Below are 26,400 nucleotides of genomic sequence, written 5' to 3' on the forward strand. Positions count from 1 at the left end.
CGGCGACGCTCGTCAAGTCGCTATAATTTCGGCATGTCAGAATTCTCCGAAAATCCCGTCGATGCCGTGGCGCCCGCCGCGGCCGGGACGCCCGCTTCACCCGCCTCGCGCCCGATGCGCGCGATCCAGCCCCTGCCCGACCAGTTGATCAGCCAGATTGCCGCCGGCGAAGTGGTCGAGCGGCCGGCTTCGGTGGTGAAGGAATTGCTGGAGAACGCGCTCGACGCCGGCGCGACGACGCTGCGCATCGTGCTCGACGAAGGCGGCGTCAAGCGCATTTCGATCACCGACGACGGCTGCGGCATCCCCGAAAACGAGTTGCCGCTGGCCCTGCTGCGCCACGCGACGAGCAAGATCCGCTCGCTCGCCGAACTCGAGGCGGTCGCGACGCTCGGGTTTCGCGGCGAAGCGCTGGCTTCGATTGCATCGGTGGCGGAGATGTTCATCACGAGCCGCACGGCGAGCGCGCCGCACGCGGTGCGCATCGACGCGCAGACCGGCGCGCTCACGCCCGCGGCCGGCACGCAGGGCACCACCATCGAAGTGCGCGAGCTGTATTTCAACACGCCCGCGCGACGCAAATTCCTGAAGAGCGAACAGACCGAACTCGGCCATTGCCTCGAGATGGTCCGCCGTTCGGCGCTCGCGCGGCCGGACGTCGCGATTTCGGTGCTGCATAACGGCCGTGCCGTCGAACACTGGAACGCCACCGATCCGGCGACGCGCGTCTCGAAGATCCTCGGCGAAACGTTCGCGACGGCGCATCTGCCGCTCGACGAATCGGCCGGGCCGCTGTCGGTCTACGGATGCGCGGGTCTGCCGACCGCGAGCCGCGGCCGGGCGGACCAGCAGTATTTCTTCGTCAACGGCCGCTTCGTGCGCGACAAGCTGCTCACGCACGCGGCGCGCGCCGCCTACGAGGACGTGCTGCACGGCGACCGCTACCCGTCGTACGTGCTGTTTCTCGACCTGCCGCCCGAAGCCGTCGACGTGAACGTGCATCCGTCGAAGATCGAAGTGCGGTTCCGCGATTCGCGCTCGATTCACCAGTTCGTGTTTCACGCCGTGCAGCGCGCGCTGGCGCGACACGCGGGCGCTTCGCCGGAAACGACCGCGGGCGGTCACGCCGCCCATATCGCACCGATGCCGATGCCGACGCCGAACCCCGCTTCGTTCGGCTCGACGCCGCTCGGCGGCGGTCTGCCGGGCGAAAGCGGCGGCAATACATGGCTGCGCCAGGCGCGTATGACGCAGGGCACGTTGCCGGTGGCTCAACCGCTCGCGCTTTACGACGCGCTGTTCGGCCGCAGGGACACGGGCGCCGGCACGTCGTCGGGCACGACCGCGCTCGAAGCGCGCGACGTCGACGGTAATGGCAACGGCATGTCGGCGTTTGCCGACGCGGCGACGGCGTTTCCATCCGGCTTCGCGGCCGGTGGCTCGCAGGCGTTCGACCCGGCTTCAACCGGCAGCGACGAGCAGCCGCTCGGCTTCGCGCTTGGGCAGATTCACGGCATCTACGTGCTGGCGCAGAACGCGCAGGGGCTTGTGATCGTCGATATGCACGCCGCGCACGAGCGCATCCTGTACGAGCAGTTCAAGCATGCGCTGTCCGACCGGACGATTGCCGTGCAACCGCTGCTCATCCCGCTGTCGATGCACGCCGATCCCGTCGAGATCGGCACCGTCGAGGAAGAACGCGCGACGCTCGACGCGCTCGGCTTCGATCTCGCCGTGCTGTCGCCGAACACGCTCGCGATCCGCGCGGTGCCCGCGCTGCTGAAAGACGCCGACCTGCAGGCGCTCGCGCGGGCGGTCCTCGCCGATCTGCACGCGTTCGGCGGCTCGCGCGTGTTGACCGAGCGTCAGCACGAACTGCTCGGCACGCTCGCGTGCCACCACGCGGTGCGCGCAAACCGGCGCCTCACGCTCGACGAGATGAACGCGCTCCTGCGCCAGATGGAGGCGACCGAACGCGCGGACCAGTGCAACCACGGGCGTCCGACGTGGTATCAACTGACGCTCTCCGACCTCGACCGGCTCTTCATGCGCGGCCAATGAGCGTGCGCATCTCCACTCGCCCTCGCGCAGAATGCGCCCGATGCGCTCGCACATGACGTCACACGAAACCACGCCGATCGCCTGCCTGCTCGGGCCGACCGCATCGGGCAAGACGGCCGCCGCGCTGGCGTTCGCGGCGCGACGGCCGGTCGAGATCATCAGCGTCGATTCGGCGCTCGTCTATCGCGAGATGGATATCGGCACGGCCAAACCCACCGCCGAAGAGCGCACACTCGCGCCGCATCATCTGATCGACATCGTCGATCCGGCCGATGCGTATTCGGCCGCCGATTTTCGTGCGGATACGCTGCGGCTCGTCGGTGAAATCACGGCGCGCGGGCGCGTGCCGCTGCTGGTCGGCGGCACGATGCTGTACTACAAGGCGCTGACGCAGGGGCTGAACGATCTGCCGGGCGCCGACCCCGACGTGCGCGCGACGCTCGACGCGGACGCCGCCCGCGAAGGCTGGCCCGCCCTGCACGCGCGTCTCGCGGCGGTCGACCCGGTCACGGCGGCGCGCCTTGCGCCCAACGATTCGCAGCGCATCCAGCGCGCGCTCGAGGTGTTCCTGCTGACGGGCCAGGCGATGTCGACGCTGCTGGAGGCGCCGGCACGCATCGACGAAGCCGCGCGGCCCTGGCGCTTCACGCCAGTCGCGCTGGAACCGTCGGACCGTAGCGTGCTGCATGCGCGCATCGAACGGCGCTTCGATGCGATGCTCGCGGCGGGCCTCGTCGACGAAGTGCGGCGCCTGCATGCACGCGACGATCTGCATCCCGGGCTGCCTTCGATGCGATGCGTCGGCTACCGGCAGGTCTGGTCGTATCTCGACGGCGAGACGGACTACGACACCATGCGCGACAAGGGCGTCTTCGCGACGCGCCAGTTGTGCAAGCGCCAGCTTACGTGGCTGCGCGCGATGCCCGAACGTGTGGTGATCGACTGCTGCGCGACCGATGCGACCCAGCAGGCGCTCGCGGCGATCGAAAGCGTCGTCGGCGACATGGCCGCGCGGTGACGGCGCAATAAAAAAGCCGCCTGACGGTTCAAGTCAGACGGCTTTTCCTGATTTCCTGAAGCAAAGATCAGCGCTATCAGACCACGACAGTCTGCGCCTCACCTTCCCTGCTCTGACGCACCGTGCCGATCTTCCACACCTGCTCGCCCGCCGCCGACAGCAAGCCGATCGCCTGCTCAGCGGCGTCAGCCGACACGATCACCGCCATCCCGATGCCGCAGTTGAACACGCGATGCATTTCCGCGTCCGCCACGCCGCCGTGCTTCTGCAGCCAGCCGAAGAGCGGCGGCAGCGGCCATGCGCGGTGGTCCAGCTCGGCCGTGAGGCCCTCGCGCAGCACGCGCGGAATGTTTTCGACGAGCCCGCCGCCGGTGATGTGCGCCATGCCCTTCACGGCGATTGTCTGCATCAGCGAGAGCAACGGCTTCACGTAGATGTGCGTGGGCGCCATCAGCGCATCGGCGAGCGAACGGCCGTCGAAATCGGCGTTCAGATCCGGATTCGCGCGCTCGATGATCTTGCGCACCAGCGAGAAGCCGTTCGAATGAATGCCGCTCGATGCCAGGCCCAGCACCACGTCGCCCGGGGCGATCGTGCTGCCGTCGATGATCTTGCTCTTTTCGACCGCGCCGACCGCGAAACCGGCCAAATCGTATTCGCCGTCCGGGTACATGCCCGGCATTTCCGCCGTTTCACCGCCGATCAGCGCACAGCCGGCCAGCTCGCAACCCTGCGCGATACCCTTCACGACCGTCGCCGCGGTACCGACGTCCAGCTTGCCGCACGCGAAATAGTCGAGGAAGAAGAGCGGCTCGGCGCCCTGCACGAGGATGTCGTTGACGCTCATCGCGACCAGATCCTGGCCGACCGTGTCATGCCTGTTCAGCTGGAACGCCAGCCTGAGCTTCGTGCCGACGCCGTCGGTGCCCGAAACGAGCACCGGCTCCTTATACTTTTTCGGCACTTCGAACAGCGCACCGAAACCACCGATACCGCCCAGCACGCCGTCGCGCAAGGTCTTTCTGGCAAAGGGCTTGATCGCGTCGACAAGGGCGTCGCCCGCGTCGATGTCCACGCCGGCGTCGCGATACGACAGGCCTTGGGCGTCAGGGGCGGATTTCGGTTGATTCATGGGGAAGAGCGGGAAGGTCGGTAAAATGCGATTTTACCCGATGCCGGCCGCGAGGCTGGAATTCATCCATTCGGACGATCCCAGGAAAACCCGCCTTGCAGCAGAATTCGCCTGTTCTGACGCCGTATCAGCGTCAAGCCTTCATCTGGGTCGCTATCGCGCTCGGGCTCGGCATCCTGTTGTGGCTGTTGAGCCCGGTTCTCACGCCGTTCCTGCTCGGCGCGATTCTCGCGTACATCCTGCAGCCGGGCGTCGCGTGGCTCGTGCGCCGGCGCGTACCGCGCGGCCTCGCCGCGCTGCTGATGATCCTGATTTTCGCGTTGCTGATGACAGCGCTCGTCCTGCTCGTGCTCGCCGTCGTGCAGAAGGAAGGTCCACAGCTGAAGCAGCAGGTGCCGCGGTTTTTCTTGCACGCGCATGACTGGCTGCAACCGAAGCTCGCGCTGCTCGGCGTCCCCGATACGCTCGATTTCGCGAGCGTGCGCGATCTGGTGATGGGTCAGCTGGAAGGCAGCGCGCAGACGGTCGCGCTCTACGCGTGGACCTCGATCCGCACCAGCAGCAACGTGATGATCTCGGTCGTCGGTAATGTCGTGATGGTGCCGCTCGTGCTGTTCTATCTGCTGTACGACTGGAACGCGATGCTTGCGCGCGTCCAGCTCTTCATTCCGCGCCGCTGGTACGACAGGACGATCCAGCTCGCCACCGACATGGACCACATGCTCTCGCAGTACCTGCGCGGCCAGTTGCTCGTGATGGGCGTGCTCGCCGTGTACTATGCGCTCGCGCTCTTCATCGCGGGCTTCGAGATCGCGCTGCCGGTCGGCATCTTCACCGGGCTCGCGGTATTTATCCCGTATATCGGCTTTGCGACCGGCCTGATTCTCGCGCTCGTCGCCGCCGCGCTGCAGTTCGGCGACTGGTACGGCTTCGGCGCGGTGGCGCTCGTCTATGGCGTCGGGCAGATTCTCGAAAGCTTCATCCTGACGCCGCGGCTCGTCGGCGAGCGCATTGGCATGCATCCGCTCGCGGTGATTTTCGCGCTGCTCGCATTCGGGCAACTGTTTGGGTTTTTTGGCGTGCTGCTCGCGTTGCCTGTCAGCGCGATCCTGTCGGTCGCGCTGCGCGAGATGCGCGCCGGCTATCTGGCCAGCGCGCTTTACAAGTAAGTAACTGACTCCGGTTTTTATTGTGCTTCGTCAACTGACGCTCGATCTCGGCACCCCACCGCCATCGACATTCGACAATTTCTTCGCCGGCACCAACGCCGAGCTGGTCACGCGCCTGCGTGAGCTCGAAGGCGCGCTCGCCGTCGGCCCGGTCGCCGACCGCACGTTCTACATCTGGGGCGAAACCGGCAGCGGCCGCAGCCATCTGCTGAAGGCACTGGTCGAGAACGCGCAGCCCGGCTTCGCGCGTTTCGCGAGCCCGCAAAGCGGCCTCGGGGCGTTCGCGTTCGACCCGCGGGTCGCGCTCTACGCGATCGACGACTGCGACGGCCTGTCGGGCGCGCAGCAGATCGCGCTCTTCAATCTCTTCAACGAGGTGCGCGCGCACCCCACGAGCGCGCTGGTCGCGACCGGCAACGCCGCGCCGATGGGCCTCGCGGTACGCGAGGACCTGCGCACGCGGCTTGGCTGGGGCCTCGTCTTCCACCTCGCGCCGCTGCCCGACGAGCGTAAGGCGGCCGTACTCAAGCGCGCCGCGCGCGAACGCGGCATCGCGCTCGCCGACGACGTCCCGGCTTACCTGCTCACGCACTTTCGCCGCGACATGCCGAGCCTGATGGCGCTTCTCGACGCGCTCGACCGCTTCTCGCTGGAACAGAAGCGCGCGGTCACCCTGCCGCTGCTGCGCGCCATGCTCGCGTCGCCCGAAAACGGTGCCGACCCCAGAACGGCGCCGTCTTCATCCGCTTCAAGTAAAATGGGCCCTCATGACTAACCTTGCACTCTTCGACCTCGATCACACGCTCATTCCCACTGATAGCGACCACGAATGGGGACGCTTCATGGTGAAGCACGGCATGGTCGACGCCGAAAACTTCGCGCGTGAAAACGACCGCTTTTTTGCCGACTACAAGGCCGGCCAGCTCGACATTCACGCGTACCTGGTCGCGATGCTCACGCCGCTGTCGAAGTACTCGCGCGCGCAACTGGCCGGATTCCACCAGAAGTACATGCACGAAGTGATCAAGCCCGCGATCGTGCCGGCCGCGCTCGAACTCGTGCGCGTGCATCGCGACGCCGGCGACCTGTGCTGCATGGTCACCGCGACGAACGAATTCATCACCGCGCCGATCGCCGAAGTGTTCGGCGTCGACAAGCTGATCGCCTGCGAAGCGGAAACCGTCGACGGTCATCCGCATTCGGACTACACCGGACGGCCTACTGGCACGCCGAGCTATAAAGAAGGCAAGATTGTCCGTACCGAGGCGTGGCTCGCTTCGCTCGGCAAGACATGGTCGGATTTTGAGCGCAGCTATTTCTACAGCGATTCGCACAACGACATCCCGCTGCTCGAAAAAGTCACCGACCCGATCGCGACCAATCCCGACGACACCTTGCGCGCCCACGCGCAGGCCAAAGGCTGGCGCATCCTCGAACTCTTTCAACCCACGTGATCAAAAAATTCATTCGCAAGCTGTTCGGACAGGATCCGGCACCCGCTGACGCCCCGAACGCCGGTACCGCGCCTTCCGGGGCAGACAAACCGGCTGGCACCCGCGCCGGCCGCAACGCCGCTGGCGCCGCGGCCGGTCCGGCCACGAAAGCACGCCGCAAGCCGGCGCGCGCCTCCGGCGCGAAGGCCGTGTCCGACCCGGACGTGCCCGTCATCATCTCGTCCGACATTCACGGCATCGATCCATCGCTGATCTCGAAGAACGCGATCCGCGTGACCGAGGGGTTGCAGCAGGCGGGCCACCGCGCGTTCATCGTCGGCGGCGCGGTGCGCGATCTGCTGCTCGGCATCGCGCCGAAAGACTTCGACGTCGCGACCGACGCCACGCCCGATCAGGTGCAAAAGCTGTTCCGCCGCGCACGCATCATCGGCCGGCGTTTTCAGATCGTGCATGTGCAGTTCGGCCAGGAAATCATCGAAACCTCGACGTTCCGCGCGCTGGTCGATCCGCCGGCCGCCGACGCCCCGCCGCCGCGCCGCCTGAAGCGCGACGAACTCGACCGCCGCACCCATGCGGTCGACGCAAGCGGGCGCGTGCTGCGCGACAACGTCTGGGGCGAGCAGCACGAAGACGCCACGCGGCGCGACTTCACGATCAACGCGATGTATTACGACCCGGCGACGGAGACGGTGCTCGATTACCACAACGGCATGGCCGACATGCGTGCGCGTCTCTTGCGCATGATCGGCGATCCGGCCACGCGTTTTCGCGAAGATCCGGTGCGCATGCTGCGCGTCGTGCGCTTCGCCGCGAAGCTCGGCTTCGAGATCGAGGACAACACGCGCGCGCCGATCGCCGAAATGGCCGACCTGATCAACAACGTGCCGGCCGCGCGTCTCTTCGACGAAATGCTGAAGCTGCTGCTCTCGGGTCATGCGCTCGCGTGTCTCACGCGTCTGCGCAAGGAGGGCCTGCACCACGGGCTGCTGCCGCTGCTGGACGTCGTGCTCGAACAGCCGCAGGGCGAGAAGTTCATCACGCTCGCGCTCACCAACACCGACGACCGCGTGCGCGCCGGCAAGCCGGTTTCCCCGGGCTTCCTGTTCGCCACGCTGTTGTGGCACGACATGCAGCAACGCTGGCAGCAATACGAGGCGAACGGCGAATATCCGGTGCCCGCGCTGCACCGCGCGATGGACGACGTGCTCGACATGCAGACCGAGAAACTCGCGATCCACAAGCGTTTCTCGTCGGACATGCGCGAGATCTGGGGCCTGCAGTTGCGCCTCGAAAAACGCTCGGGCCGCGGCGCGCTGAAGCTGCTGGAACACCAAAGATTTAGAGCAGGGTATGATTTCCTCCTGTTACGCTGCGAATCGGGCGAACTCGACGAGTCGGTCGGTCAGTGGTGGACGGATTTCATCGATGGAGACATCGCCGCGCGCGAAGCATTGCTCGCGCAAGGCGGGAAGGACCGGATGCCCAGAAAACGACGGCGGCGCAGCAGTGGCGCCAGAAGCCGCAAGCCGGGCGATGGAATGGAGGGCGGCACGACCGCAGGAACGCGTGAAGCCAGCGATGCGAGCCCCGACAGCTCGCACGAAGACTGACCGCGTCCGGCACGCGTCGTCGAACGTAAGTCGCAGGAAGCTATGCCATGACGGTTGCCTATCTCGGCCTCGGCGCGAATCTCGGGGACGCGCGCCAGACCCTGAAAGACGCTGTTGTGTGTCTCGCACAACAGCACACCATCGCCGTGCTCGCCAAGTCGAGCATGTATCGCACCGCCCCGATCGACGCGGGTGGCGACGACTATTTCAACTGTGTCGTGAAGATCGACACGACGCTCCCCGTGCGCCCTCTGCTCGCGCTGTGTCATACGATCGAGCATCACTTCGGCCGGGAGCGTCCCTTTCGTAACGCACCGCGCACGCTCGATCTCGACATCCTGCTTTTCGGCGACCACTGCATGGACGAGCCGGATCTGATCGTGCCGCATCCCCGTCTCACCGAGCGTGCGTTCGTGCTCGTGCCGCTCGTCGAGATCGACCCGACGCTAATCATTCCGCAGCGCGGCCGCGCCGCCTCATTTCTTGAAGCGGTCGCGTCGCAGCGCATCGAAAAAATGAAATCGCCCTGTCAGTGCCCGGTGCTCGGCGCGCTGACGGGCAGGAAAGCCGAATCGTCCGGAGGCGGTTGCCGATGAATTCCACACCGCTCACCGTCGTCGCGCCGGATCTGCGATCGCCGTTCCGCTATCTCGCGATCGAAGGCCCGATTGGCGTCGGCAAGACGTCGCTCGTGCATCGCCTCGCCGAGCGCTGGTCGATGCACGCGATCTACGAACGGCCGCAGGAAAATCCGTTTCTCGAGCGCTTTTACCGCGACACGTCGCGCTTTGCGCTGCAGACGCAGCTTCACTTCGCGTTGCAGCGCGCGCAACAGGTGCGCGACATCGCACAGGCGTGGTCGGCGGGTACCCCGCTCATCGCCGATTTCATGACGCAGAAGAACGACGTGTTCGCGCGTCTCACGCTGCCCGACGACGAATGGCAGCTGTATCGCGCGCTCGCCGCGCGGGTCGACGCGTCGGGGCCGGCGCCGGACATGGTCGTTTATCTGCAGGCGAGCCCGGAGGTGCTGTTTTCGCGCATCCAGAAGCGCGCGCTGCCGATGGAGCTACAGATTTCCGATGCGTATCTGCGCGCGCTGTGCGACGCATACAATGAATTTTTCTATCACTACGACGGCGCGCCCGTACTCACGGTGAACGCTGAACATCTGAATCCGCTCGAATCGGACGCGGACCTTGCACTTCTGATCGGACGCATGGAATCGATGCGCGGTCGCAAGGAATTCTTTGTCAAAGGCACGTCGCTGTAAGCGGCGTCGCGCTTCTTATTCCCACGGACTGTCATGACCTATTTGCAGGAAACGAGCCGCAACGCCGTTACCGTGCCGAAACTGCAGGCAATGCGTGAAGCCGGCGACAGGATCGCCATGCTCACCTGCTACGACGCAAGCTTCGCGGCGCTGCTCGATCGCGCGGGTGTCGACGTGCTGCTGATCGGCGATTCGCTTGGCAACGTGCTGCAGGGTCATTCGACGACGCTGCCCGTCACGCTCGATGACGTCGCCTACCACACGGCCTGCGTGGCGCGGGCGAAGCCGTCCGCGCTGATCGTCGCCGATCTGCCGTTCGGCACCTACGGCACGCCGGCCGAAGCGTTCGCAAGTTCCGTGAAGCTGATGCGCGACGGCGCGCAGATGGTGAAGCTCGAAGGCGGCGAATGGCTGGCGGATACCATCCGCTTTCTGGTCGAGCGCTCGATTCCGGTGTGCGCGCACGTTGGGCTCACGCCGCAATCGGTCCACGCGTTCGGCGGCTTCAAGGTGCAGGGCAAGACGGAAGCGGGCGCGAGCCAGTTGCTGCGCGACTCGCTTGCCGTCCAGGACGCGGGCGCGCAACTGATCGTGATCGAAGCCGTGCCGACGCTGCTCGCATCGGAAGTCACCAGACAGCTGAAAATTCCAACGATCGGTATCGGCGCGGGGCTCGACTGCTCGGGTCAGGTGCTCGTGCTGCACGACATGCTCGGCATTTTCCCCGGCAAGCGGCCACGTTTCGTGAAGGACTTCATGCAGGGCCAGACGGGGATTTTTGCCGCGGTCGAGGCGTATGTGCGGGCGGTGAAGGACGGCTCGTTTCCGGGAACCGAGCATACGTTTTGACGGTGATGGCGGGTGCGGCGGAGCCGCGCCCCGCTCCGCTGTTCACACCGGCTGGCAAGACCGCTTGCACCCCGTCCCGGTGCTTGCCGTTCAGCCTGCCAACTGCGCCGCTAGCGCTCCACGCAGCGCATTACACAGTACCAATGCTTCCGCGCGCTCCACGTCCGCGCGCACAAGAACACGCTCGGCGGCCTGCAGGTCGGTGTCCTCGAGCAGCACGCTACGCATCACCCCCGGCAGCACGCCCGATGACAGCGGCGGCGTCCACCAGCGCCCGTCGCACTTGACGAAGACTGTCGTGCGACCGCCTTCGGTCAGTTCACCACGGTCGTTGAAAAACAGCATGTCGAAGGCGCCCATCGACTCCGCTTCGTGCCACGCGCGATCATATTCCGCGCGACGCGTCGTCTTGTGGCGCAGCAGCGCGTCGCCTGCCTGCATCGCACTGTAACCGTGATCGGACGCAAACAGCACGCCGACCATCCCGCCCCGCAGCGGCGCCAGCAACGCGGCCGTTAGTTGCGTCGCGCCGCGCTTGTCGACTGCCAGCCGCATGCGGTGTGGCGTTTCTGCCGTTAGTTGCGAACACTGCGCGACGATCTGTTCACGCGTTGCCGCTTCGTCGAACGCGAAGCCGAGGTACCGTGCGCTCGCACCGATGCGCGCGAGATGCCGCTCCAGATGCCGCACGCCGTTTTCGCGCGTCGCGTACATCGTTTCGAACAGCTGGAAGCCCGGATCGGCTTCCGACAGAAATCGCGCTTTCAACCGGCACTCCGCGTATTCATCAGCGGCGACGCTGTCGAGCACGATGCCCGCGCCAATGCCCAGTTTGCCCTGCCGCGCGCCATCCAGACCGGACGCGCAGAGCGTCAACGTACGGATCGCGACGGAAAGGCAAAAATCGCCGCAGACGTCTTCCGTGTCTTGCGCCGGCGCGGGCAACAGCGACGGCGCATCGAGCCAGCCGATCGCGCCGGTATAAAGGCCGCGCGGCGTGCTTTCGAGCGCGTCGATCAACTGCATCGTGCGATGCTTCGGCGCGCCCGTGATCGAGCCGCACGGGAACAACGCCCGGATGATATCGGCGAAGGACGTGTACGCGCGCAGCCGCGCTTCGACGGTCGACGTCATCTGCCACACCGATGCGTAGGGCTCGACGGTGAAGAGCGCGGGCACGTTCACCGAGCCGGTCTCCGCGACCCGCGAAAGATCGTTTCGCAGCAGGTCGACGATCATCACGTTTTCGGCGCGATTCTTGGGATCGTTCGCGAGGAATTCGGCGAGCTGTCGATCGGTCAGCGGGTCCGGCGAGCGTGGCGCCGTGCCTTTCATCGGCCGCGCGTGCAGCGTGCGGCCTTCTTTTTCGACAAACAGTTCCGGCGAGCACGACAGCACCCACCGGTCGTCGGGCAACGCGATCAGCGCGCCGTAACGCACCGGCTGGCGCGCCCGCAGCCGTCGATACAGCGCGAGCGGCGTGCCGAACACGTCAAAATCGAGCCGGTACGTGTAGTTGACCTGATACGAATCGCCGGCACGCAGCGCTTCATGGACGCCGGCAATGGCCTGTTCGAACCCGGCTTTGTCGACGCTTTCACGCATGCCGCCAACGCCCGCCATCGAAGGCTCCGCTGCGCCGCCATCGCGCGCGGCGAGCCACGCATCGACTTCGTCGCGCGAGTGCTTTTCGCATCGTTCGAACAATAAAAAACGCAGCGTGGCATCGCCACGCTGCGTTTTTTGCGACCGGCTTGAGTCCTGAAGCACCAGATTCCGGCCGAATTCATAGTCACCGAGCACAACGGCGTGCAAACCGTCGCGCAGATCCGCCGCGACGGCGTCGCACACTGTGTCGAGCGCGCCGGCATCCGCGCACGCGCGCTCGCGCACAAAACCCGTGTACAGACGACTCGTCCGACGTGCCGCCGTCGAGTCGCAGTCGTCGAGCAACGCGAACACGGTGCCGCGTTCGTCAGTCACCATGGGTACCGCCAACCTCAGCCTTCTGTTAATCGAAGAAGCTCTTCACCCGGTCAAACCAGCTCTTGCTTTGCGGACTGTGCCGCGCGCCGCCCTCGATGAGCGACTTCTCGAACTGCTGCAGGATCTCGCGCTGGCCTTCGGTGAGCTTGACCGGCGTCTCGACCTGCACGTGTACGTAAAGATCACCCGCGATGCTCGAGCGCAAGCCCTTGATGCCCTTCGCGCGCAAACGGAACGTCTTGCCCGACTGCGTGCCTTCCGGCACCGTGAAGCTCGCGCGGCCCGCCAGCGTCGGCACTTCGATTTCACCACCGAGCGCCGCCGTCGTAAACGGAATCGGCATCTGGCAATGGAGGTCGTCGCCGTCGCGTTCGAACACCGTGTGCTGCTTGATGTGAATCTCGACGTACAGATCACCCGACGGACCGCCGTTGATACCCGGCTCGCCGTTGCCGGCCGAACGGATCCGCATGCCGTCGTCGATACCGGCCGGAATCTTCACTTCGAGCGTCTTGGTTTCCTTGGTCTTGCCTGCGCCATGGCAGTGTGTGCAAGGCTCGGGAATGTAAGTGCCAGTGCCGTGACACTTCGGGCAGGTCTGCTGGATGCTGAAGAAACCCTGCGACATCCGCACCGCGCCGGAACCGCTACAGGTTGGGCAGGTTTCCGGCTTGGTGCCCGGTTTCGCACCAGAGCCGTGGCAGATTTCGCACGAGACCCAGCTCGGCACGCGGATCTGCGTGTCGTAACCGTGCGCGGCCTGCTCGAGGGTGATTTCCATGCTGTAGCGCAGATCGGCGCCGCGGTACACCTGCGGACCCGCGCGGCCACCGCCGCGTGCCGCGCCACCGGCCGCCTGGCCGAAGATGTCGCCGAAGATGTCGCCGAAAGCGTCGGCGAAGCCACCGAAACCCTGTTGACCTCCGCCCATGTTCGGATCGACGCCCGCGTGGCCGTACTGGTCGTACGCCGCGCGCTTTTGCGAGTCCGAGAGCATTTCGTAGGCTTCCTTCACCTCCTTGAAATGCTCTTCCGCATCCTTGTTGCCCGGATTGCGGTCGGGGTGGTGCTTCATCGCGAGCTTGCGATAAGCCTTCTTGATTTCGTCGTCGCTCGCGTTCTTCGCGACGCCCAGAACCTCGTAGTAATCCCGTTTCGCCATTTCGGTTCAACGCCAGCCGCGCAATCCGGCGCGGCGGCTCCTTATGAATGCTGGAGTCTTCCGACTCGTCCGGCCGCGTTTTTATCCATTACAACGGACAAAATCCGCGCCCTCCATAAAACAAATGTGCCCGGAGAACCCAAAGGGCTCGCCAGGCGCGCTCATCATCGACTCGCGGTCACACGCCCGGACGGGCCGCGAACCGTTCTGCAGCCGGGCGGCGCATCGCTTCCAATGCGCCGCCTTGCGGTTGGCGTCCAACCCGGCCTAGTCCTTCTTCACTTCCTTGAACTCGGCGTCGACGACGTCGTCTTCCGGCTGGCTCGCGCCGCCCTGCGATTGACCCGCACCGGCTGCCGCACCCGCTGCACCTGCCGCACCCTGCTGGGCAGCCTGCATGTCGGCGTACATCTTTTCGCCCAGCTTCTGCGACGACGTTGCCACAACCTCGATCTTCGCTTCGATCGCAGCCTTGTCGCTCGAACCGCTCTTCAGCGTTTCTTCGAGGTCCTTCAGCGCGGCTTCGATCTTTTCCTTCTCTTCGGCTTCGATCTTGTCGCCGTACTCGGTCAGCGCCTTCTTCGTGCTGTGAACGAGCGCGTCGCCCTGGTTACGGGCATCGGCCAGCTCACGCAGCTTGTGGTCTTCTTCTGCGTTCGCTTCCGCGTCCTTCACCATCTTTTCGATTTCAGCCTCGGACAGACCCGAGTTCGCCTTGATCGTGATGCGGTTTTCCTTGCCGGTCGCCTTGTCCTTCGCGCCGACGTGCAGAATGCCGTTCGCGTCGATGTCGAAACTCACCTCGATCTGCGGCACACCGCGCGGTGCCGGCGGAATGCCTTCCAGGTTGAACTCGCCCAGCAGCTTGTTGCCCGACGCCATTTCGCGTTCGCCCTGGAACACCTTGATCGTCACGGCGCCCTGGTTGTCATCCGCCGTCGAGTAGACCTGTGCGTGCTTGGTCGGGATCGTCGTGTTCTTGTTGATCATCTTCGTCATCACGCCGCCGAGCGTCTCGATGCCGAGCGACAGCGGGGTCACGTCGAGCAGCAGCACGTCCGTACGGTCGCCCGACAGCACCTGGCCCTGAATCGCGGCGCCCACGGCGACGGCTTCGTCCGGGTTCACGTCACGGCGCGGCTCCTTGCCGAAGAACTCCTTCACCTTTTCCTGCACCTTCGGCATACGCGTCATGCCGCCGACGAGAATCACGTCGTCGATCTCGCCGACCTTCACGCCTGCGTCCTTGATCGCCGTGCGGCACGGTTCGATCGTGCGTTCGATCAGTTCTTCAACCAGCGCTTCGAGCTTCGCGCGCGTGATTTTCAGGTTCAAGTGCTTCGGGCCCGACGCGTCCGCCGTGATGTACGGCAGGTTGATTTCGGTCTGCGCGCTCGACGACAGTTCGATCTTCGCCTTTTCAGCCGATTCCTTCAGGCGTTGCAGCGCGAGCACGTCCTTCGACAGGTCGACGCCTTGTTCCTTCTTGAATTCGCCGATGATGTAATCGATGATGCGCTGGTCGAAGTCTTCACCGCCGAGGAACGTATCGCCGTTCGTCGACAGCACTTCGAACTGCATTTCGCCGTCAACGTCGGCGATTTCGATGATCGACACGTCGAACGTGCCGCCACCCAGGTCATACACCGCGATCTTGCGGTCGCCCTTTTCGGCCTTGTCGAGACCGAACGCGAGCGCGGCTGCGGTCGGTTCGTTGATGATCCGCTTCACTTCCAGACCGGCGATGCGGCCGGCATCCTTGGTCGCCTGACGCTGGCTGTCGTTGAAGTACGCGGGAACCGTGATCACGGCTTCGGTGACCGGCTCGCCGAGGTAGTCTTCAGCAGTTTTCTTCATCTTGCGCAGCACTTCCGCCGAAATTTGCGGCGGAGCCAGCTTCTGGTCGCGCACGTCGACCCATGCGTCGCCGTTGTCGGCCTTCATGATCTTGTACGGCATCAGGCCGATGTCTTTCTGCACTTCCTTTTCTTCGAAGCGGCGGCCGATCAGGCGCTTGACGGCGTACAGCGTGTTCTTCGGGTTCGTGACCGACTGACGCTTGGCCGGCGCGCCGACGAGAATCTCGCCGTCTTCCATGTACGCGATGATCGACGGCGTGGTGCGCGCGCCTTCCGAGTTTTCGATCACCTTGACCGAGTTGCCTTCCATGATCGCCACGCACGAGTTCGTGGTGCCGAGGTCAATACCGATGATTTTGCCCATTTTTCCTGATCTCCTGAACTTGGATCGCCGCGAAAGGCCCGCCGCCCTTGAGGACTGGCCGCGCATTTCGCCTTCAATTCATACCTGCACACAAAATAAGTGCGTCCGCATCGTTTTCAAGACCCTGAATGCAATGCGGTCATTAATATTTTTCAATCGCCCGGCCCGGCCATACGGTTTTCCGGTACAACGCCACCTTCGCCCGCCGCCGCTGCGCGGATTTTCGCCCGCGCGGCCGCCACGGCGGCTTCGAACTGGCCGATGCCGTGCCAGCCGGTTGCCCGGCCGAGGCGTTTGCCACGGTGGAAGAAAAACCACGTCGGCACGCCGTGCAACATGAAGCGACGGCCCAGTTCGCGATGCTCGTAGACGTTGCTGTGAAACCACCTGAGCCCGAGCGCGCGGATCGCGTCCGGCTGGGCCAGCATCGCTTTCTTCGCGATTTCGCAGTTAAAGCACTCGAAACCCCAGAAGAAGACGACCGCCAGCTCATCTCCGGCCGAGGCAAGACCGGCGTCGAACGTTTCGGCGCTCAACGCCTGCATGTCGAAGGCGGCAAACGCGGTGGCGTCGACGGGAATACGGGTCATGACGGCAATGGGCAATGCTACGGGCGGGACCTGGCGACTGACTGCCGCTGCCTACTTCGGCGCCGCGACGGTCACGAGCGCCGGACGCAGCACACGGTCGGCAATCACGTAACCCTTTTGCAGCACGGTGACGACGGTGTTCGCTTCCTGCTCGGCCGGCACCATCGAAATGGCCTGGTGGCGATGCGGATCGAACTTCTCGCCGACCGGATTCAGGGCGACGACACGACCCTTCTCCAGCGCGCCCGTCAACTGGCGCAGCGTGAGCTCGACGCCTTCGCGGACCTTTGCCAGGTCTTCCGAGTTGTCCGCGAGCGCGGCTTCGAGGCTGTCGAGCACCGGCAGCAGGTGTTCAGCGAAGCTCTCGATCGCGAACTTGTGTGCCTTCGCAACGTCGTCCTGACCGCGGCGGCGCACGTTCTCCGTTTCGGCCTTCGCGCGCAGGAAACTCTCCTGCAACTCGACAATCTTCGCCTGCGCTTCAGCGAGCGCCGTATCCGCGGACTCAGCGGGTGCCGCGCCTTCCGGCTGGGCGGCAGAAGCAGTGGCAACAGTGGCATCAGCGGCCGCGCGACCGGTTTCGTCCACGGGCGTGGGATTCTGGCTGGTGGGATTCTCTTGCGTGTTTTCCATGTCGCTGAAAGTCGTTAAAAAATAAAAGGCATCGCGGCGTCTTCATTCCATGTACGCCCTGACGGGCGTTGCACGGACACAACAAGCCGCCGCTCATCGACGGTGCAGATGGGGTCCGCGCTGGCGTTTTCAAGGCCATCCGCCCCTCCGTTTGCACCCGGATAGTGCGGTGAAACTGGCCGTTACAACAATCACAGGGCCGTCATCAGATTGAGATTGAGCCCGATGCGCGACTGTCCTAAACTCCACTCAAGCGTCCGAAAAGACACGTTTACCCTAACAGTCGTAATCTTCTTTTCGGATCGCAGCTGTCTTCACTGCTGTTATTGCCTTACCACCTGGCTAGAGCGCCGTTTCAATCCCGCATCCCCAAGGGGGTACCGTGAAACTGACCTTTGCAATTTCGGTGGTCGCCCTGGTACTCATCGCGGGCACCACGACCATATGTCTGTCCGGCGCCGTCAACGACAGCACGACGGAGTACGGCGGCGTGCATCAGACGATGGAAAAGCTCTTCAATCCCCACCTGAAAGTTTGTCGATAACGCGCCGGTCGCGCTTGGTCGGCCGGCCGTGCATGCTGGCGGCCGGTTCGCGATACGTCTTGCGCCGGTCCTGTTCCGCCAGCCGCTTTTCCCTGCCTTCGGCTGTTTCCGCGTAAAGCGTCTGCGCGACGCTCGCCGGGCCGCGCACATCACAGATGCCCAGCACTTCCAGTTGCCACAGAACCTGCTCGATCTGGATCTCGACCGGATCGCCCACCCGAACGTCCTTCGATGGCTTGACCGTCGCGCCGCCGATCCGCACGCGCCCTTTCTCGACCGCGTCCGCCGCGAGCGAGCGCGTCTTGAAGAAGCGCGCGGCCCACAGCCATTTGTCGATCCGCAGACGCGCACCCGGTTCGGTATCAATCCTGTAGTTCATTGAAGCATTTCCATCCTGACCGGTTATTCAGCCTGTTCCCGATCCGTTACCCGTTATCGGCCATCACACCTGGGCCATCACGCCTGAGCCACCGCGGCGCCCTGCGCAGACGCCGGCTGGATGACCGGCCAGCCCTGCAGGTGTTGCGCGACGATCTCGCCCAGCGCCGCGATCCACGGCGACGAAGCATTGACGCACGGGATACGGTGAAACTCCTTGCCACCCGCGTGAAGAAACTCGTCGCGCACCTCAAGCCCGATTTCCTCGATCGTCTCCAGACAATCCGCCGTGAAGCCGGGGCAAAACACGTCCGCGCGCCGCACGCCCGCCTGCCCGAGTTCCCTCAGCGTGGGCGCCGTATAGGGTTGCAGCCACTCGGCGCGCCCAAAACGCGACTGGAACGTGATGCGGCACTCCACCGGCGACAGGTGCAACGCGTTCATCAACAGCGCACCCGTCTGCTGGCATTGCTCGTGATACGGATCGCCGAGATCGAGCGTGCGTTTCGGCACGCCGTGAAAACTCAACACCAGCTTGTCGCCATTCGCGAAATCCGGATGGCCATGCGTCTGCCAGTAGTGCCGCACCTGCGCGGCGAGCGCGGCGATATACGCCGGATGGTCGCAATAGTGACGCACCGTGCGGACTTCCGGCTGGTTGCGCATGCGCCGCAGGGCAACAAATGCTTCGTCGAACGCCGTGGCCGTGGTGGACGACGAATACTGCGGATACATCGGCATCAACAGCACCCGCTCCGCGCCCGACAGTTTCACCTGCTTCAGCATCGCGGGAATGCCTGGCGTGCCATAGCGCATCGCGTAATCGACGATCACCTGATAGTCGTTCAGATGCAGCAGATGGCGCAGCGCTTCCACCTGCTTTTCGGTGTGAACACGCAGCGGCGAGCCCTCCGGCATCCATACGGCCGCGTACTTCTTTGCCGAAGTGCGCCCCCGAAACGGCAGGATCAAGAGCCGCAGGATCACCTGCCAGATCACGGCCGGAATCTCGACCACGCGCGGATCGGACAGGAACTGCGCGAGGTAGCGGCGCACGGCGCGCGGCGTCGGAGCATCCGGCGTGCCGAGGTTGATCAGCAACACCGCGACACGATGTGACGTGGCGGACTGCGAAGGCCGCTCGAGATCGAAACGCATATTCAGTTGGCCTCTCGGCGTGCTGCGGGGAAACGGTTCAGGTGAAGCCCATTATAGCAGCCCGGGTTTCCACCGATAGCTGGCCATTCGGCCAGTTGGCGCGGTGCGCGCCATCGCGCATCATGTGTCTCATGCGATGCGCGATGTGCGGTGCATGTGGGGGTTACTGCTGGCTGAGGCTCATCGAAAGCAGCCGCGCGGTGATGTCGACGATCGGAATGACACGGCTGTAGGCCATGCGCGTCGGCCCGATCACGCCGAGCGTGCCGACGATCTTTCCGTTCACTGCGTACGGCGCGGTAACAACGCTCATTTCCTCGATCGGCACAAGATTCGATTCACCGCCGATGAAAATCTGCACGCCCTGCGCGTGACTCGATACGTCGAGCAACTGAAGGAGGCTGGTCTTCTGGTCAAACACATCGAAAAGCTTGCGCAGCCGCGCCATGTCCGACGAAAGGTCGGCGACTTCGAGCAGATTGCGTTCGCCCGAAATCAGCACGGTCTCGCCCGTGTCGGTATCGTCGGTGCTCGCGGTCACGGCCGCGTGCATCAGCGTGGTCATGTCGCCGCGCAGCTCGTCGATCTCGTCGCGCAGGCGCCGGCGCACCTCGTCGAACGAAAGGCCCGCGAAGTGCGCGTTGATGTAATTGGAGGCTTCCACGAGCTGCGACGGCGAGAAGTCGCGCTGCGTGGCCATGATGCGGTTCTGCACGTCGCCTTCGGGCGTCACGATGATGAGCAGGATGCGCTTGTCGGACAGGCGCATGAATTCGATCTGCTTGAATACGTGGCTGCGCCGCGGCGTCAGCACGACGCCCGCGAACTGCGACAGGCTGGAAAGCACGCTCGCCGCCGCCGCGACGATTTTCTGCGGCTCGCCGCCCTGGAGCGTGGTCTTGACCGTGCGCATGACCGCCTCTTCATCAGCGGCGGATTCGACGGTCAGCATCGTGTCGACGAAGAGACGATAGCCGCGCGGCGTCGGAATGCGCCCGGCCGAGGTATGTGGGCTGATGACAAGGCCGAGATCCTCGAGGTCCGACATCACGTTGCGGATGGTCGCCGGGCTGAGCTCGAGGCCGGAATAGCGGGAAAGCGTGCGCGAGCCGACCGGCTGACCTTCGGCGATATAGCGCTCGATCAGCGTTTTGAGGAGGGTTTGTGCGCGAGGATCTAGCATGAGGGAAAATTTTAGCTCAACGGCGATACTTCAGGGAGCGATCACACAACGTTTCGCTACAGTCGCGGGTTCGCCGCGCCCGGCGTCTGGCGGCACGCCGCCGGGTGGCCCGTCATCAGTGGTGATTCACCATTCTAGCGACAAACCCGCAATGGCCGCGCGGCTGTGCCCGCCGGCGCGCAACGTACCGGCCAGGCGCCACCGCCCGTGGCGCGTTGCCGGGCGCGCTGTCCCGCGCGTTGTTCCGCGCAGGAGGCAGCAGGTGAAAGGTTCTTTTCGACACACAGCTATGGTGTAATGCCGGCATGCAAGTTACCAGCCAGTTCAAGACCGTTGCGCTAGTCGGGCGCAGCCACACGCCAGGCATCGGCGAGCCGCTGACCGAGCTCGCGTCGTGCATCGCGCGGCGCGGCTTCGACGTCGTGTTCGAAGCGGATACCGCTGAGGAAATCGGTGCGACCGGCTATCCGGCGCTATCTCCCGACGAGATCGGCGCGCGCGCGGACGTCGCGGTGGTGCTGGGCGGCGATGGCACCATGCTCGGCATCGGGCGTCAGCTCGCGCCGTACCGCACGCCGCTGATCGGCATCAACCATGGCCGGCTGGGCTTCATCACGGATATTCCGATTTCGGACATGCGGGAAATCGTCCCGCAGATGCTGGCGGGCAGTTTCGAGCGGGAAGAACGCACGCTGCTCGAAGCCCGCATCATGCGCGACGGCGAGCCGATCTATCACGCACTGGCGTTCAACGACGTGGTGGTCAACCGGAGCGGCTTCTCGGGGATGGCGGAACTGCGCGTCTCCGTCGACGGGCGCTTCATGTACAACCAGCGCTCGGACGGCCTGATCGTCGCCACGCCGACCGGGTCGACCGCCTATGCGCTGTCGTCGGCGGGGCCGATCCTGCATCCGCAGCTGCAGGGTCTCGTGCTCGTGCCGATCGCGCCGCACGCGCTGTCGAACCGTCCGATCGTGATTCCGGACGACTCGGCGGTCAGCATCCAGATCATTTCGGGTCGCGACGTCAACGTGAACTTCGACATGCAGTCGTTCACGGCGCTGGAACTGAACGACACGATCGACGTGCGCCGCTCGCGCCACACCGTGCCGTTCCTGCATCCGGTCGGCTACAGCTATTACGCGACGCTGCGCAAGAAGCTTCACTGGAACGAACACCCGTCGCTCGCGGACGATCCGCCGACGTGAACCGCTTGCACGACTCGCTCGTCGAACGCTCGCGCGAACGGCCAGCTTGCCGATTGACCTGTCCGGCGACATTGCCGGGCAACCACACAGGAAACAAAACGCAAAACCGCAACTCCGCGCAAGGACACGCAGCGTCACCCGCGCATCGAATTTGCCGCTAAAACAGCTAACCAGACCAGACTCCATGCTTCGCCATCTCTCGATACGCGACTTCGTGATCGTCGCCGCGCTCGATCTTGAATTCGACAGCGGCTTTACGGTTTTCTCCGGTGAAACGGGTGCGGGCAAGTCGATCCTGATCGACGCGCTCGCGCTGGCGCTGGGTGCCCGCGCCGACGCAAGCGTCGTGCGCACCGGCGAATCGCGCGCCGACATCACCGCCGGGTTCGCGACGCACGCGCAGGTCGAACACTGGCTCGACGAACAGGCGCTCGGCATCGAAGCCGACCCCGCCGACGGCACGCACGGCGGCACGGTCATGCTGCGCCGGGTGATCGATTCGAACGGCCGCTCGCGCGCCTTCATCAACGGCACGGCCGCCACGCTCACGCAGTTGCGCGAAGTCGGCGAAATGCTCGTGGATATTCACGGGCAGCACGCGCACCAGTTGCTGATGCGCCCCGACGCGCAGCGCGAACTGTTCGACACGCATGCCGGGCTGCTCGACACGGCGTCGAGCGTCACGCGCGCATGGCGCGGCTGGCGCGAAGCGGCGCAGGCGGTCGAAACCGCGCAGACACGCGATCGCGAGCTACAACTCGAACGCGAACGGCTTGCCTGGCAGCTCGCTGAACTCGACAAGCTCGCGCCGCAACCGGGCGAATGGGAAGAGATCAACGCGGAACATCATCGCCTGTCGCATTCGGCGAGCCTGATCGAAGGCGTGCAGGGCGCGCTTGGCGCGCTGTCGGAATCCGACGAGGCGATGCTCACGCACCTCGGCGCGATCATCTCGAAGGTGCGCGGTCTCGCGGAGATTGATCCCGCGCTCAACGACACGCTCGCCGCGCTCGAGCCCGCCGAAATCCAGTTGCAGGAAGCGGCCTACTCGCTCTCGCATTACGCGCAGCGGCTCGAACTCGATCCCGAGCGGCTCGCCCAGGTCGAGAAGCGCCTCGAGGCGCTGCATTCGATGGCGCGCAAATTCCGTCTTCAGCCGCAAACGCTGCCCGAGGAACACGAAACCCGTCGCGCGCAACTCGCCGCACTCGACGCCGCCGCCGATCTCGACAGCCTGCGCGCCGCCGAATCGAAAGCGAAAGACGCGTACCTCGCCGAAGCAAAAATCCTGTCGAAGGCGCGCGCGAAAGCAGCCAGGGCGCTCGGCTCAGCGGTGACGACGGGCATGCAGGAACTGTCGATGACGGGCGGCAGCTTCGAGGTCGCGCTCGTGCCGCTGCCGGAAGGCGGCGCACACGGCGCGGAGCAGATCGAGTTTCGCGTCGCGGGTCATGCGGGCGTTCCGCTGCGGCCGCTCGCGAAAGTCGCCTCGGGCGGCGAACTGGCGCGGATCAGTCTCGCGCTCGCCGTGATCGCGAGCGCGGCGAGCCTGACACCGACGCTGATCTTCGACGAAGTGGACACGGGGATTGGCGGCAGCGTCGCGGAAGTCGTCGGACGGTTGCTGCATCAGCTCGGGCGTGAGCGTCAGGTGCTGTGCGTCACGCATTTGCCGCAGGTGGCGGCGCGCGGCGACCATCACTTTCAGGTGGCGAAGAGCGGCAACGGCAAGGGCGGCACGACCAGTAGCGTCACGCCGCTCGACAGGTCGAGCCGCATCGAGGAAGTCGCGCGGATGCTCGGCGGCATCGAGATCACCGCGACCACCCGCAAGCACGCAAAGGAAATGCTGACGGCGTGAGCAGGGTCACCCAACGCCCACGCGCCACGCCATCTCCTGTCACCCGAACACGCGCTTCCACAACCCCAGCACCGCGTCGCGCCCGGCCTGCACCCGCTGCGGCTCGACCCGCGCCTTTTCCATGCCGTCGAGCCGCAACTGGTGTTGCAGCTTGCGATAGGTCCGGTACGCGGCCCCGACCGTCTCCGCTTCTTCCTCGCTCATCAGGCCGAGTCGCGACACCTCGCGCAGCAGCGCGATGTTCCCCGTGTTGCGGATCAGTTCGGGGTCGCGCGCGGCGTGCAGCAGCACCCAGTATTGAACGGTGAACTCGATATCGACCATCCCGCCGCGATCGTGCTTCAGATCGAAGAGCTCGGTGCGGTTCGGGTGCCCGGCTTCGACGCGCGCCCGCATCTCGACGATCTCCGCGGCAAGCGGCGCGGCGTCGCGCGGCGTCGTCAGCACCTGGGTGCGGATCGCTTCGAAGCGCGCGCCGATCTCCGCGTCGCCGGCGCAGTAACGTGCGCGTGACAGTGCCTGGTGCTCCCACACCCACGCGGTGTTCGCCGCGTCGCCTTCGCGCAGCTGGTAACGCCGGAACGCATCGAGATCGGTGACGAGCAGCCCCGATTCGCCGTTCGGCCGCAGGCGCAGGTCGACGTCGAACAGCGTGCCCGCGCCCGTCGCCATCGTGAGCCATGTGATGAGGCGCCGCGTGAACGTGGCATAGACATCGGCGGCTGCGTCGTCGGGGTCGTCGTACAGGAAGATCACGTCGAGGTCAGACGCGTAGCCGAGCTCCTTGCCGCCGAGCTTGCCGTACGCGATCACCGCGAAGCGCGGCACCTCGCGGTGCCGCTTCGCCACGGTCTTCCAGACGGCTTCGAGCGTCACGTCGAGCACGGCGTCGGCGAGTTCGGAGAGCCGGTCGCTTACGTGCTCGACGCTCAGATGCCCGGCCAGGTCGATCAGCAGGATGCGGAACACTTCCGCCTGGTGCGCGTGACGCAGCAGGTCCATCTGCTGCTCGACACCATCGGCCGCGGCGATCCGCGCGCGCAGCGTCCGCTTGAATTCGGGCCAGTCGAACGGGCTCGCGATGGCTTCGTCGTCGAGCAGTTCGTCGAGCAGCTGGGGATGGCGGATCAGATAGCCCGCCGCCCAGCGCGAACCGCCCAGCACCGACAGCACGCGATGCAGCGCCACCGGATATTCCGTCAGCAGCGCGAGATACACGCCGCGCCGGCTCACCGCTTCGAGCAGGTCGAAGAAACGCGCGATCGTGTCGCCGCGCCGCCCGGCCGGCTCCAGCGTGCCGGCCGCCTCGAGCGCGCGCTGCGCGACGATGTCGAAACGCTGCCGGCTGCGCTCGGCGAGCCCCGAGTAGCGCGACGAACGCCACACGGCACGCAGCCGGTCCAGCAGCTCGCCCGGCTCCCCGACGCCCAGCTCGACGATGCGGGCCCGCAGGGCCTCGTCGGCGCTTTCGTCATCGAGCGCGCTGCTCCACACCCATGCCGCCGCGCCGTCTTCCTGCGCGCCGCAGCCATTCTGGCCGCTCACCTTGTCGGCGAAAATTTCGTCGAACTGCCGCTCGACGCGTTCGCGATGGCCGTCGAGCACCGCCATCAACGCGGCGTAATCGTCGAAACCCATCGTCCTTGCGAGCTGCGCGCGTTCCTCCGGGTCGACCGGCATCGCGTGGGTCTGCGCGTCGTTGCGGTATTGCAGACGGTGTTCGAGGTCGCGCAGAAACCGGTACGCCTCCGTCAGCTCGGCACACACGGCCGGCGCGATCAGCCCGTGCGCCGCCGCGTGCCGCAGCACCATCAGCGTGGGCCGCACGCGAAAGCCCGCATCCTGCCCGCCGCGAATCAGCTGGAACACCTGCGCGCTGAACTCGATCTCGCGAATGCCGCCGCGGCCGAGCTTGATGTCGTCGGCCTTGTCGGGACGCATCGACGCACGACGCTGCGCCTCCTGGCGGATCTGCAGATGCAGCGAGCGGATCGCCGCGATCACGCCAAAGTCCAGATACCGGCGGTAGATGAACGGCGTGACGATCGCATCGAGCTGCTTCGACAGACGCTGTGCCGCATCGCTCTCGCCTTCCGAGACGAGCCGGCCCTTGATCCACGCGTAGCGCTCCCATTCGCGGCCCTGCACGTAGAAATACTCTTCGAGCATGCCGACGCTGCACACGAGCGGCCCCGAATCGCCGTTCGGCCGCAGCCGCATGTCGACGCGAAACACGTAGCCGTCGGCGGTGACTTCAGCGAGCGCGGCGATCAGCCGTTTGCCGAGACGCGTGAAGAAATCCTGCGTCGCGATGCCCGAGCGCTGGCCGCCGGCCGTCTCGCCGTCCTCTTCGTACAGAAAGATCAGGTCGATATCCGACGACACGTTCAGCTCGCGCCCACCCAGCTTGCCCATGCCGACCACGCCGAGCGTGAGCCGCTCGCCGTCCGGGCCGCGCGGCTCGCCATAGAGCGCCTCGAGATCGGCGGACAGCACGGCGAGCGCGCGCTGGATCGTCGCCTCGGCGAGATCGGTCATCGTGCCGGTGACCTCGGCGACGTCCGCGCGGCCCGACAGGTCGCGCTCCATGACGGCGCAGAACACCTCGGTGCGCAACTGGCGCAGCGCCTTTTTCAGTGCGTCTTCGGTGAGCGGCGCAGTGGGCGCGAGGCTGCCTGCGCCGGTCAGTTCGTCGAGCCGCGCGTCGATCTGCGCGCGGGTGACAGGCGCCGCCGCCAGCGCCGTCACGCGCGCCGCGAGTTCGGGTCGGGCCGCCACGGCGCGTGCCGCGTAGTGCGACCAGGCGGAACTCATCAAGGTGGAATCAGTCATCTAAGGTCTGGCTCGCTCGTTGCTTCATCGATTACGACGCAGGCAGCACGCAACAGCCTCGCGGGACGACTCCGGC

General features: G+C 65.3%; 22 protein-coding genes. 12 read left to right on the forward strand and 10 right to left on the reverse strand.

Going from position 1 to position 26,400, the window contains the following annotated elements:
* The first annotated feature begins 33 nt into the window (after positions 1-33).
* Complete coding sequence (gene mutL, locus BLV45_RS10595) at positions 34-2,061, forward strand: DNA mismatch repair endonuclease MutL (RefSeq protein ID WP_090532487.1); 2,028 nt, start codon at positions 34-36, stop codon at positions 2,059-2,061.
* Between the two features lie 52 nt (positions 2,062-2,113).
* Positions 2,114-3,079 carry a tRNA (adenosine(37)-N6)-dimethylallyltransferase MiaA gene (gene miaA, locus BLV45_RS10600; protein WP_090532892.1) on the forward strand — a complete coding sequence of 322 codons (966 nt, stop codon included), beginning with the start codon at positions 2,114-2,116 and terminating at the stop codon, positions 3,077-3,079.
* 76 nt (positions 3,080-3,155) lie between these two features.
* Here the strand turns inward: miaA and purM are convergent, their stop codons facing one another.
* Entirely contained in the window at positions 3,156-4,211 is a 1,056-nt protein-coding gene (purM, locus tag BLV45_RS10605; RefSeq protein WP_090532490.1) for a phosphoribosylformylglycinamidine cyclo-ligase, read from the reverse strand.
* A 95-nt stretch (positions 4,212-4,306) separates the two neighbouring features.
* Here purM and BLV45_RS10610 point away from each other — a divergent pair, with 95 nt between their 5' ends.
* From BLV45_RS10610 to panB, 7 genes are read left to right on the forward strand one after another with little or no spacing between them, the layout of a single operon-like run.
* Positions 4,307-5,380: an AI-2E family transporter gene (locus tag BLV45_RS10610; RefSeq protein ID WP_090532492.1), complete on the forward strand. Its 1,074-nt coding sequence runs from the start codon at positions 4,307-4,309 to the stop codon at positions 5,378-5,380.
* Between the two features lie 22 nt (positions 5,381-5,402).
* On the forward strand, positions 5,403-6,155 hold the full coding sequence (gene hda / locus BLV45_RS10615) for a DnaA regulatory inactivator Hda (protein ID WP_090532494.1): 753 nt from the start codon (positions 5,403-5,405) through the stop codon (positions 6,153-6,155).
* Positions 6,148-6,834, forward strand: a complete 687-nt coding sequence (locus tag BLV45_RS10620; protein WP_090532496.1) for a histidinol-phosphatase — start codon at positions 6,148-6,150, stop codon at positions 6,832-6,834. The genes hda and BLV45_RS10620 overlap by 8 nt, the downstream gene beginning before the upstream one ends.
* Entirely contained in the window at positions 6,831-8,444 is a 1,614-nt protein-coding gene (gene pcnB / locus BLV45_RS10625) for a polynucleotide adenylyltransferase PcnB (protein WP_090532498.1), read from the forward strand. Before BLV45_RS10620 ends, pcnB begins: the two co-directional genes overlap by 4 nt.
* A 47-nt stretch (positions 8,445-8,491) precedes the next feature.
* Positions 8,492-9,040 carry a 2-amino-4-hydroxy-6-hydroxymethyldihydropteridine diphosphokinase gene (gene folK / locus BLV45_RS10630; RefSeq protein WP_090532500.1) on the forward strand — a complete coding sequence of 183 codons (549 nt, stop codon included), beginning with the start codon at positions 8,492-8,494 and terminating at the stop codon, positions 9,038-9,040.
* The gene (locus BLV45_RS10635; RefSeq protein ID WP_090532503.1) at positions 9,037-9,717 is read left to right on the forward strand and encodes a deoxynucleoside kinase; all 681 of its coding nucleotides are present in this window, start codon (positions 9,037-9,039) and stop codon (positions 9,715-9,717) included. Before folK ends, BLV45_RS10635 begins: the two co-directional genes overlap by 4 nt.
* 33 nt (positions 9,718-9,750) lie before the next feature.
* Complete coding sequence (gene panB / locus BLV45_RS10640) at positions 9,751-10,566, forward strand: 3-methyl-2-oxobutanoate hydroxymethyltransferase (RefSeq protein ID WP_090532506.1); 816 nt, start codon at positions 9,751-9,753, stop codon at positions 10,564-10,566.
* A 90-nt stretch (positions 10,567-10,656) separates the two neighbouring features.
* On the opposite strand, the gene pabB is transcribed toward panB, so the two are convergent.
* The 5 genes from pabB to grpE all read right to left on the reverse strand — a co-directional run bounded on the left by pabB (position 10,657) and on the right by grpE (position 17,160).
* Entirely contained in the window at positions 10,657-12,552 is a 1,896-nt protein-coding gene (gene pabB / locus BLV45_RS10645) for an aminodeoxychorismate synthase component I (protein WP_090532510.1), read from the reverse strand.
* Positions 12,553-12,577: 25 nt separating this feature from the next.
* Entirely contained in the window at positions 12,578-13,714 is a 1,137-nt protein-coding gene (dnaJ, locus tag BLV45_RS10650; protein ID WP_090532512.1) for a molecular chaperone DnaJ, read from the reverse strand.
* 267 nt (positions 13,715-13,981) lie between these two features.
* A complete protein-coding gene (gene dnaK, locus BLV45_RS10655) occupies positions 13,982-15,937 on the reverse strand; it encodes a molecular chaperone DnaK (RefSeq protein WP_090532514.1) in 1,956 nt (651 codons plus the stop codon).
* Positions 15,938-16,089: 152 nt separating this feature from the next.
* Positions 16,090-16,527 (reverse strand): thioredoxin family protein, encoded by a 438-nt coding sequence (locus tag BLV45_RS10660; protein WP_090532516.1) that lies wholly within the window; start codon positions 16,525-16,527, stop codon positions 16,090-16,092.
* 51 nt (positions 16,528-16,578) lie between these two features.
* Entirely contained in the window at positions 16,579-17,160 is a 582-nt protein-coding gene (gene grpE / locus BLV45_RS10665; protein ID WP_090532517.1) for a nucleotide exchange factor GrpE, read from the reverse strand.
* Between the two features lie 382 nt (positions 17,161-17,542).
* On the opposite strand from grpE, the gene BLV45_RS27495 reads away from it, so the two are divergent.
* Positions 17,543-17,704 (forward strand): hypothetical protein, encoded by a 162-nt coding sequence (locus BLV45_RS27495; protein WP_176954122.1) that lies wholly within the window; start codon positions 17,543-17,545, stop codon positions 17,702-17,704.
* On the opposite strand, the gene BLV45_RS10670 is transcribed toward BLV45_RS27495, so the two are convergent.
* From BLV45_RS10670 to hrcA, 3 genes are all read right to left on the reverse strand, one after another.
* Positions 17,676-18,083: an RNA-binding S4 domain-containing protein gene (locus BLV45_RS10670; protein ID WP_090532519.1), complete on the reverse strand. Its 408-nt coding sequence runs from the start codon at positions 18,081-18,083 to the stop codon at positions 17,676-17,678. The two genes, BLV45_RS27495 and BLV45_RS10670, sit on opposite strands and share 29 nt — an antisense overlap.
* A gap of 77 nt (positions 18,084-18,160) precedes the next feature.
* Positions 18,161-19,240 carry a ferrochelatase gene (hemH, locus tag BLV45_RS10675; protein WP_090532521.1) on the reverse strand — a complete coding sequence of 360 codons (1,080 nt, stop codon included), beginning with the start codon at positions 19,238-19,240 and terminating at the stop codon, positions 18,161-18,163.
* Between the two features lie 163 nt (positions 19,241-19,403).
* A complete protein-coding gene (hrcA, locus tag BLV45_RS10680) occupies positions 19,404-20,423 on the reverse strand; it encodes a heat-inducible transcriptional repressor HrcA (protein ID WP_090532523.1) in 1,020 nt (339 codons plus the stop codon).
* A 305-nt stretch (positions 20,424-20,728) separates the two neighbouring features.
* Here hrcA and BLV45_RS10685 point away from each other — a divergent pair, with 305 nt between their 5' ends.
* Entirely contained in the window at positions 20,729-21,631 is a 903-nt protein-coding gene (locus BLV45_RS10685) for an NAD kinase (protein WP_090532525.1), read from the forward strand.
* A 184-nt stretch (positions 21,632-21,815) separates the two neighbouring features.
* Complete coding sequence (recN, locus tag BLV45_RS10690) at positions 21,816-23,492, forward strand: DNA repair protein RecN (protein WP_090532527.1); 1,677 nt, start codon at positions 21,816-21,818, stop codon at positions 23,490-23,492.
* A gap of 39 nt (positions 23,493-23,531) precedes the next feature.
* Here the strand turns inward: recN and glnE are convergent, their stop codons facing one another.
* Positions 23,532-26,324 carry a bifunctional [glutamate--ammonia ligase]-adenylyl-L-tyrosine phosphorylase/[glutamate--ammonia-ligase] adenylyltransferase gene (glnE, locus tag BLV45_RS10695; protein ID WP_090532529.1) on the reverse strand — a complete coding sequence of 931 codons (2,793 nt, stop codon included), beginning with the start codon at positions 26,322-26,324 and terminating at the stop codon, positions 23,532-23,534.
* Positions 26,325-26,400 lie beyond the last annotated feature (76 nt).

Source organism: Paraburkholderia sartisoli (genome assembly GCF_900107685.1).
GTDB classification, from domain to species: Bacteria; Pseudomonadota; Gammaproteobacteria; order Burkholderiales; family Burkholderiaceae; genus Paraburkholderia; species Paraburkholderia sartisoli.

Coding starts and splice junctions, on each gene's coding strand:
- mutL (WP_090532487.1), top strand. CDS start 34: ATGTCAGAATTCTCCGAAAATCCCGTCGATGCCGTGGCGCCCGCCGCG.
- miaA (WP_090532892.1), top strand. CDS start 2,114: ATGACGTCACACGAAACCACGCCGATCGCCTGCCTGCTCGGGCCGACC.
- purM (WP_090532490.1), bottom strand. CDS start 4,211: ATGAATCAACCGAAATCCGCCCCTGACGCCCAAGGCCTGTCGTATCGC.
- BLV45_RS10620 (WP_090532496.1), top strand. CDS start 6,148: ATGACTAACCTTGCACTCTTCGACCTCGATCACACGCTCATTCCCACT.
- folK (WP_090532500.1), top strand. CDS start 8,492: ATGACGGTTGCCTATCTCGGCCTCGGCGCGAATCTCGGGGACGCGCGC.
- BLV45_RS10635 (WP_090532503.1), top strand. CDS start 9,037: ATGAATTCCACACCGCTCACCGTCGTCGCGCCGGATCTGCGATCGCCG.
- panB (WP_090532506.1), top strand. CDS start 9,751: ATGACCTATTTGCAGGAAACGAGCCGCAACGCCGTTACCGTGCCGAAA.
- pabB (WP_090532510.1), bottom strand. CDS start 12,552: ATGGTGACTGACGAACGCGGCACCGTGTTCGCGTTGCTCGACGACTGC.
- dnaJ (WP_090532512.1), bottom strand. CDS start 13,714: ATGGCGAAACGGGATTACTACGAGGTTCTGGGCGTCGCGAAGAACGCG.
- dnaK (WP_090532514.1), bottom strand. CDS start 15,937: ATGGGCAAAATCATCGGTATTGACCTCGGCACCACGAACTCGTGCGTG.
- BLV45_RS10660 (WP_090532516.1), bottom strand. CDS start 16,527: ATGACCCGTATTCCCGTCGACGCCACCGCGTTTGCCGCCTTCGACATG.
- grpE (WP_090532517.1), bottom strand. CDS start 17,160: ATGGAAAACACGCAAGAGAATCCCACCAGCCAGAATCCCACGCCCGTG.
- BLV45_RS10670 (WP_090532519.1), bottom strand. CDS start 18,083: ATGAACTACAGGATTGATACCGAACCGGGTGCGCGTCTGCGGATCGAC.
- hemH (WP_090532521.1), bottom strand. CDS start 19,240: ATGCGTTTCGATCTCGAGCGGCCTTCGCAGTCCGCCACGTCACATCGT.
- hrcA (WP_090532523.1), bottom strand. CDS start 20,423: ATGCTAGATCCTCGCGCACAAACCCTCCTCAAAACGCTGATCGAGCGC.
- BLV45_RS10685 (WP_090532525.1), top strand. CDS start 20,729: ATGCAAGTTACCAGCCAGTTCAAGACCGTTGCGCTAGTCGGGCGCAGC.
- recN (WP_090532527.1), top strand. CDS start 21,816: ATGCTTCGCCATCTCTCGATACGCGACTTCGTGATCGTCGCCGCGCTC.
- glnE (WP_090532529.1), bottom strand. CDS start 26,324: ATGACTGATTCCACCTTGATGAGTTCCGCCTGGTCGCACTACGCGGCA.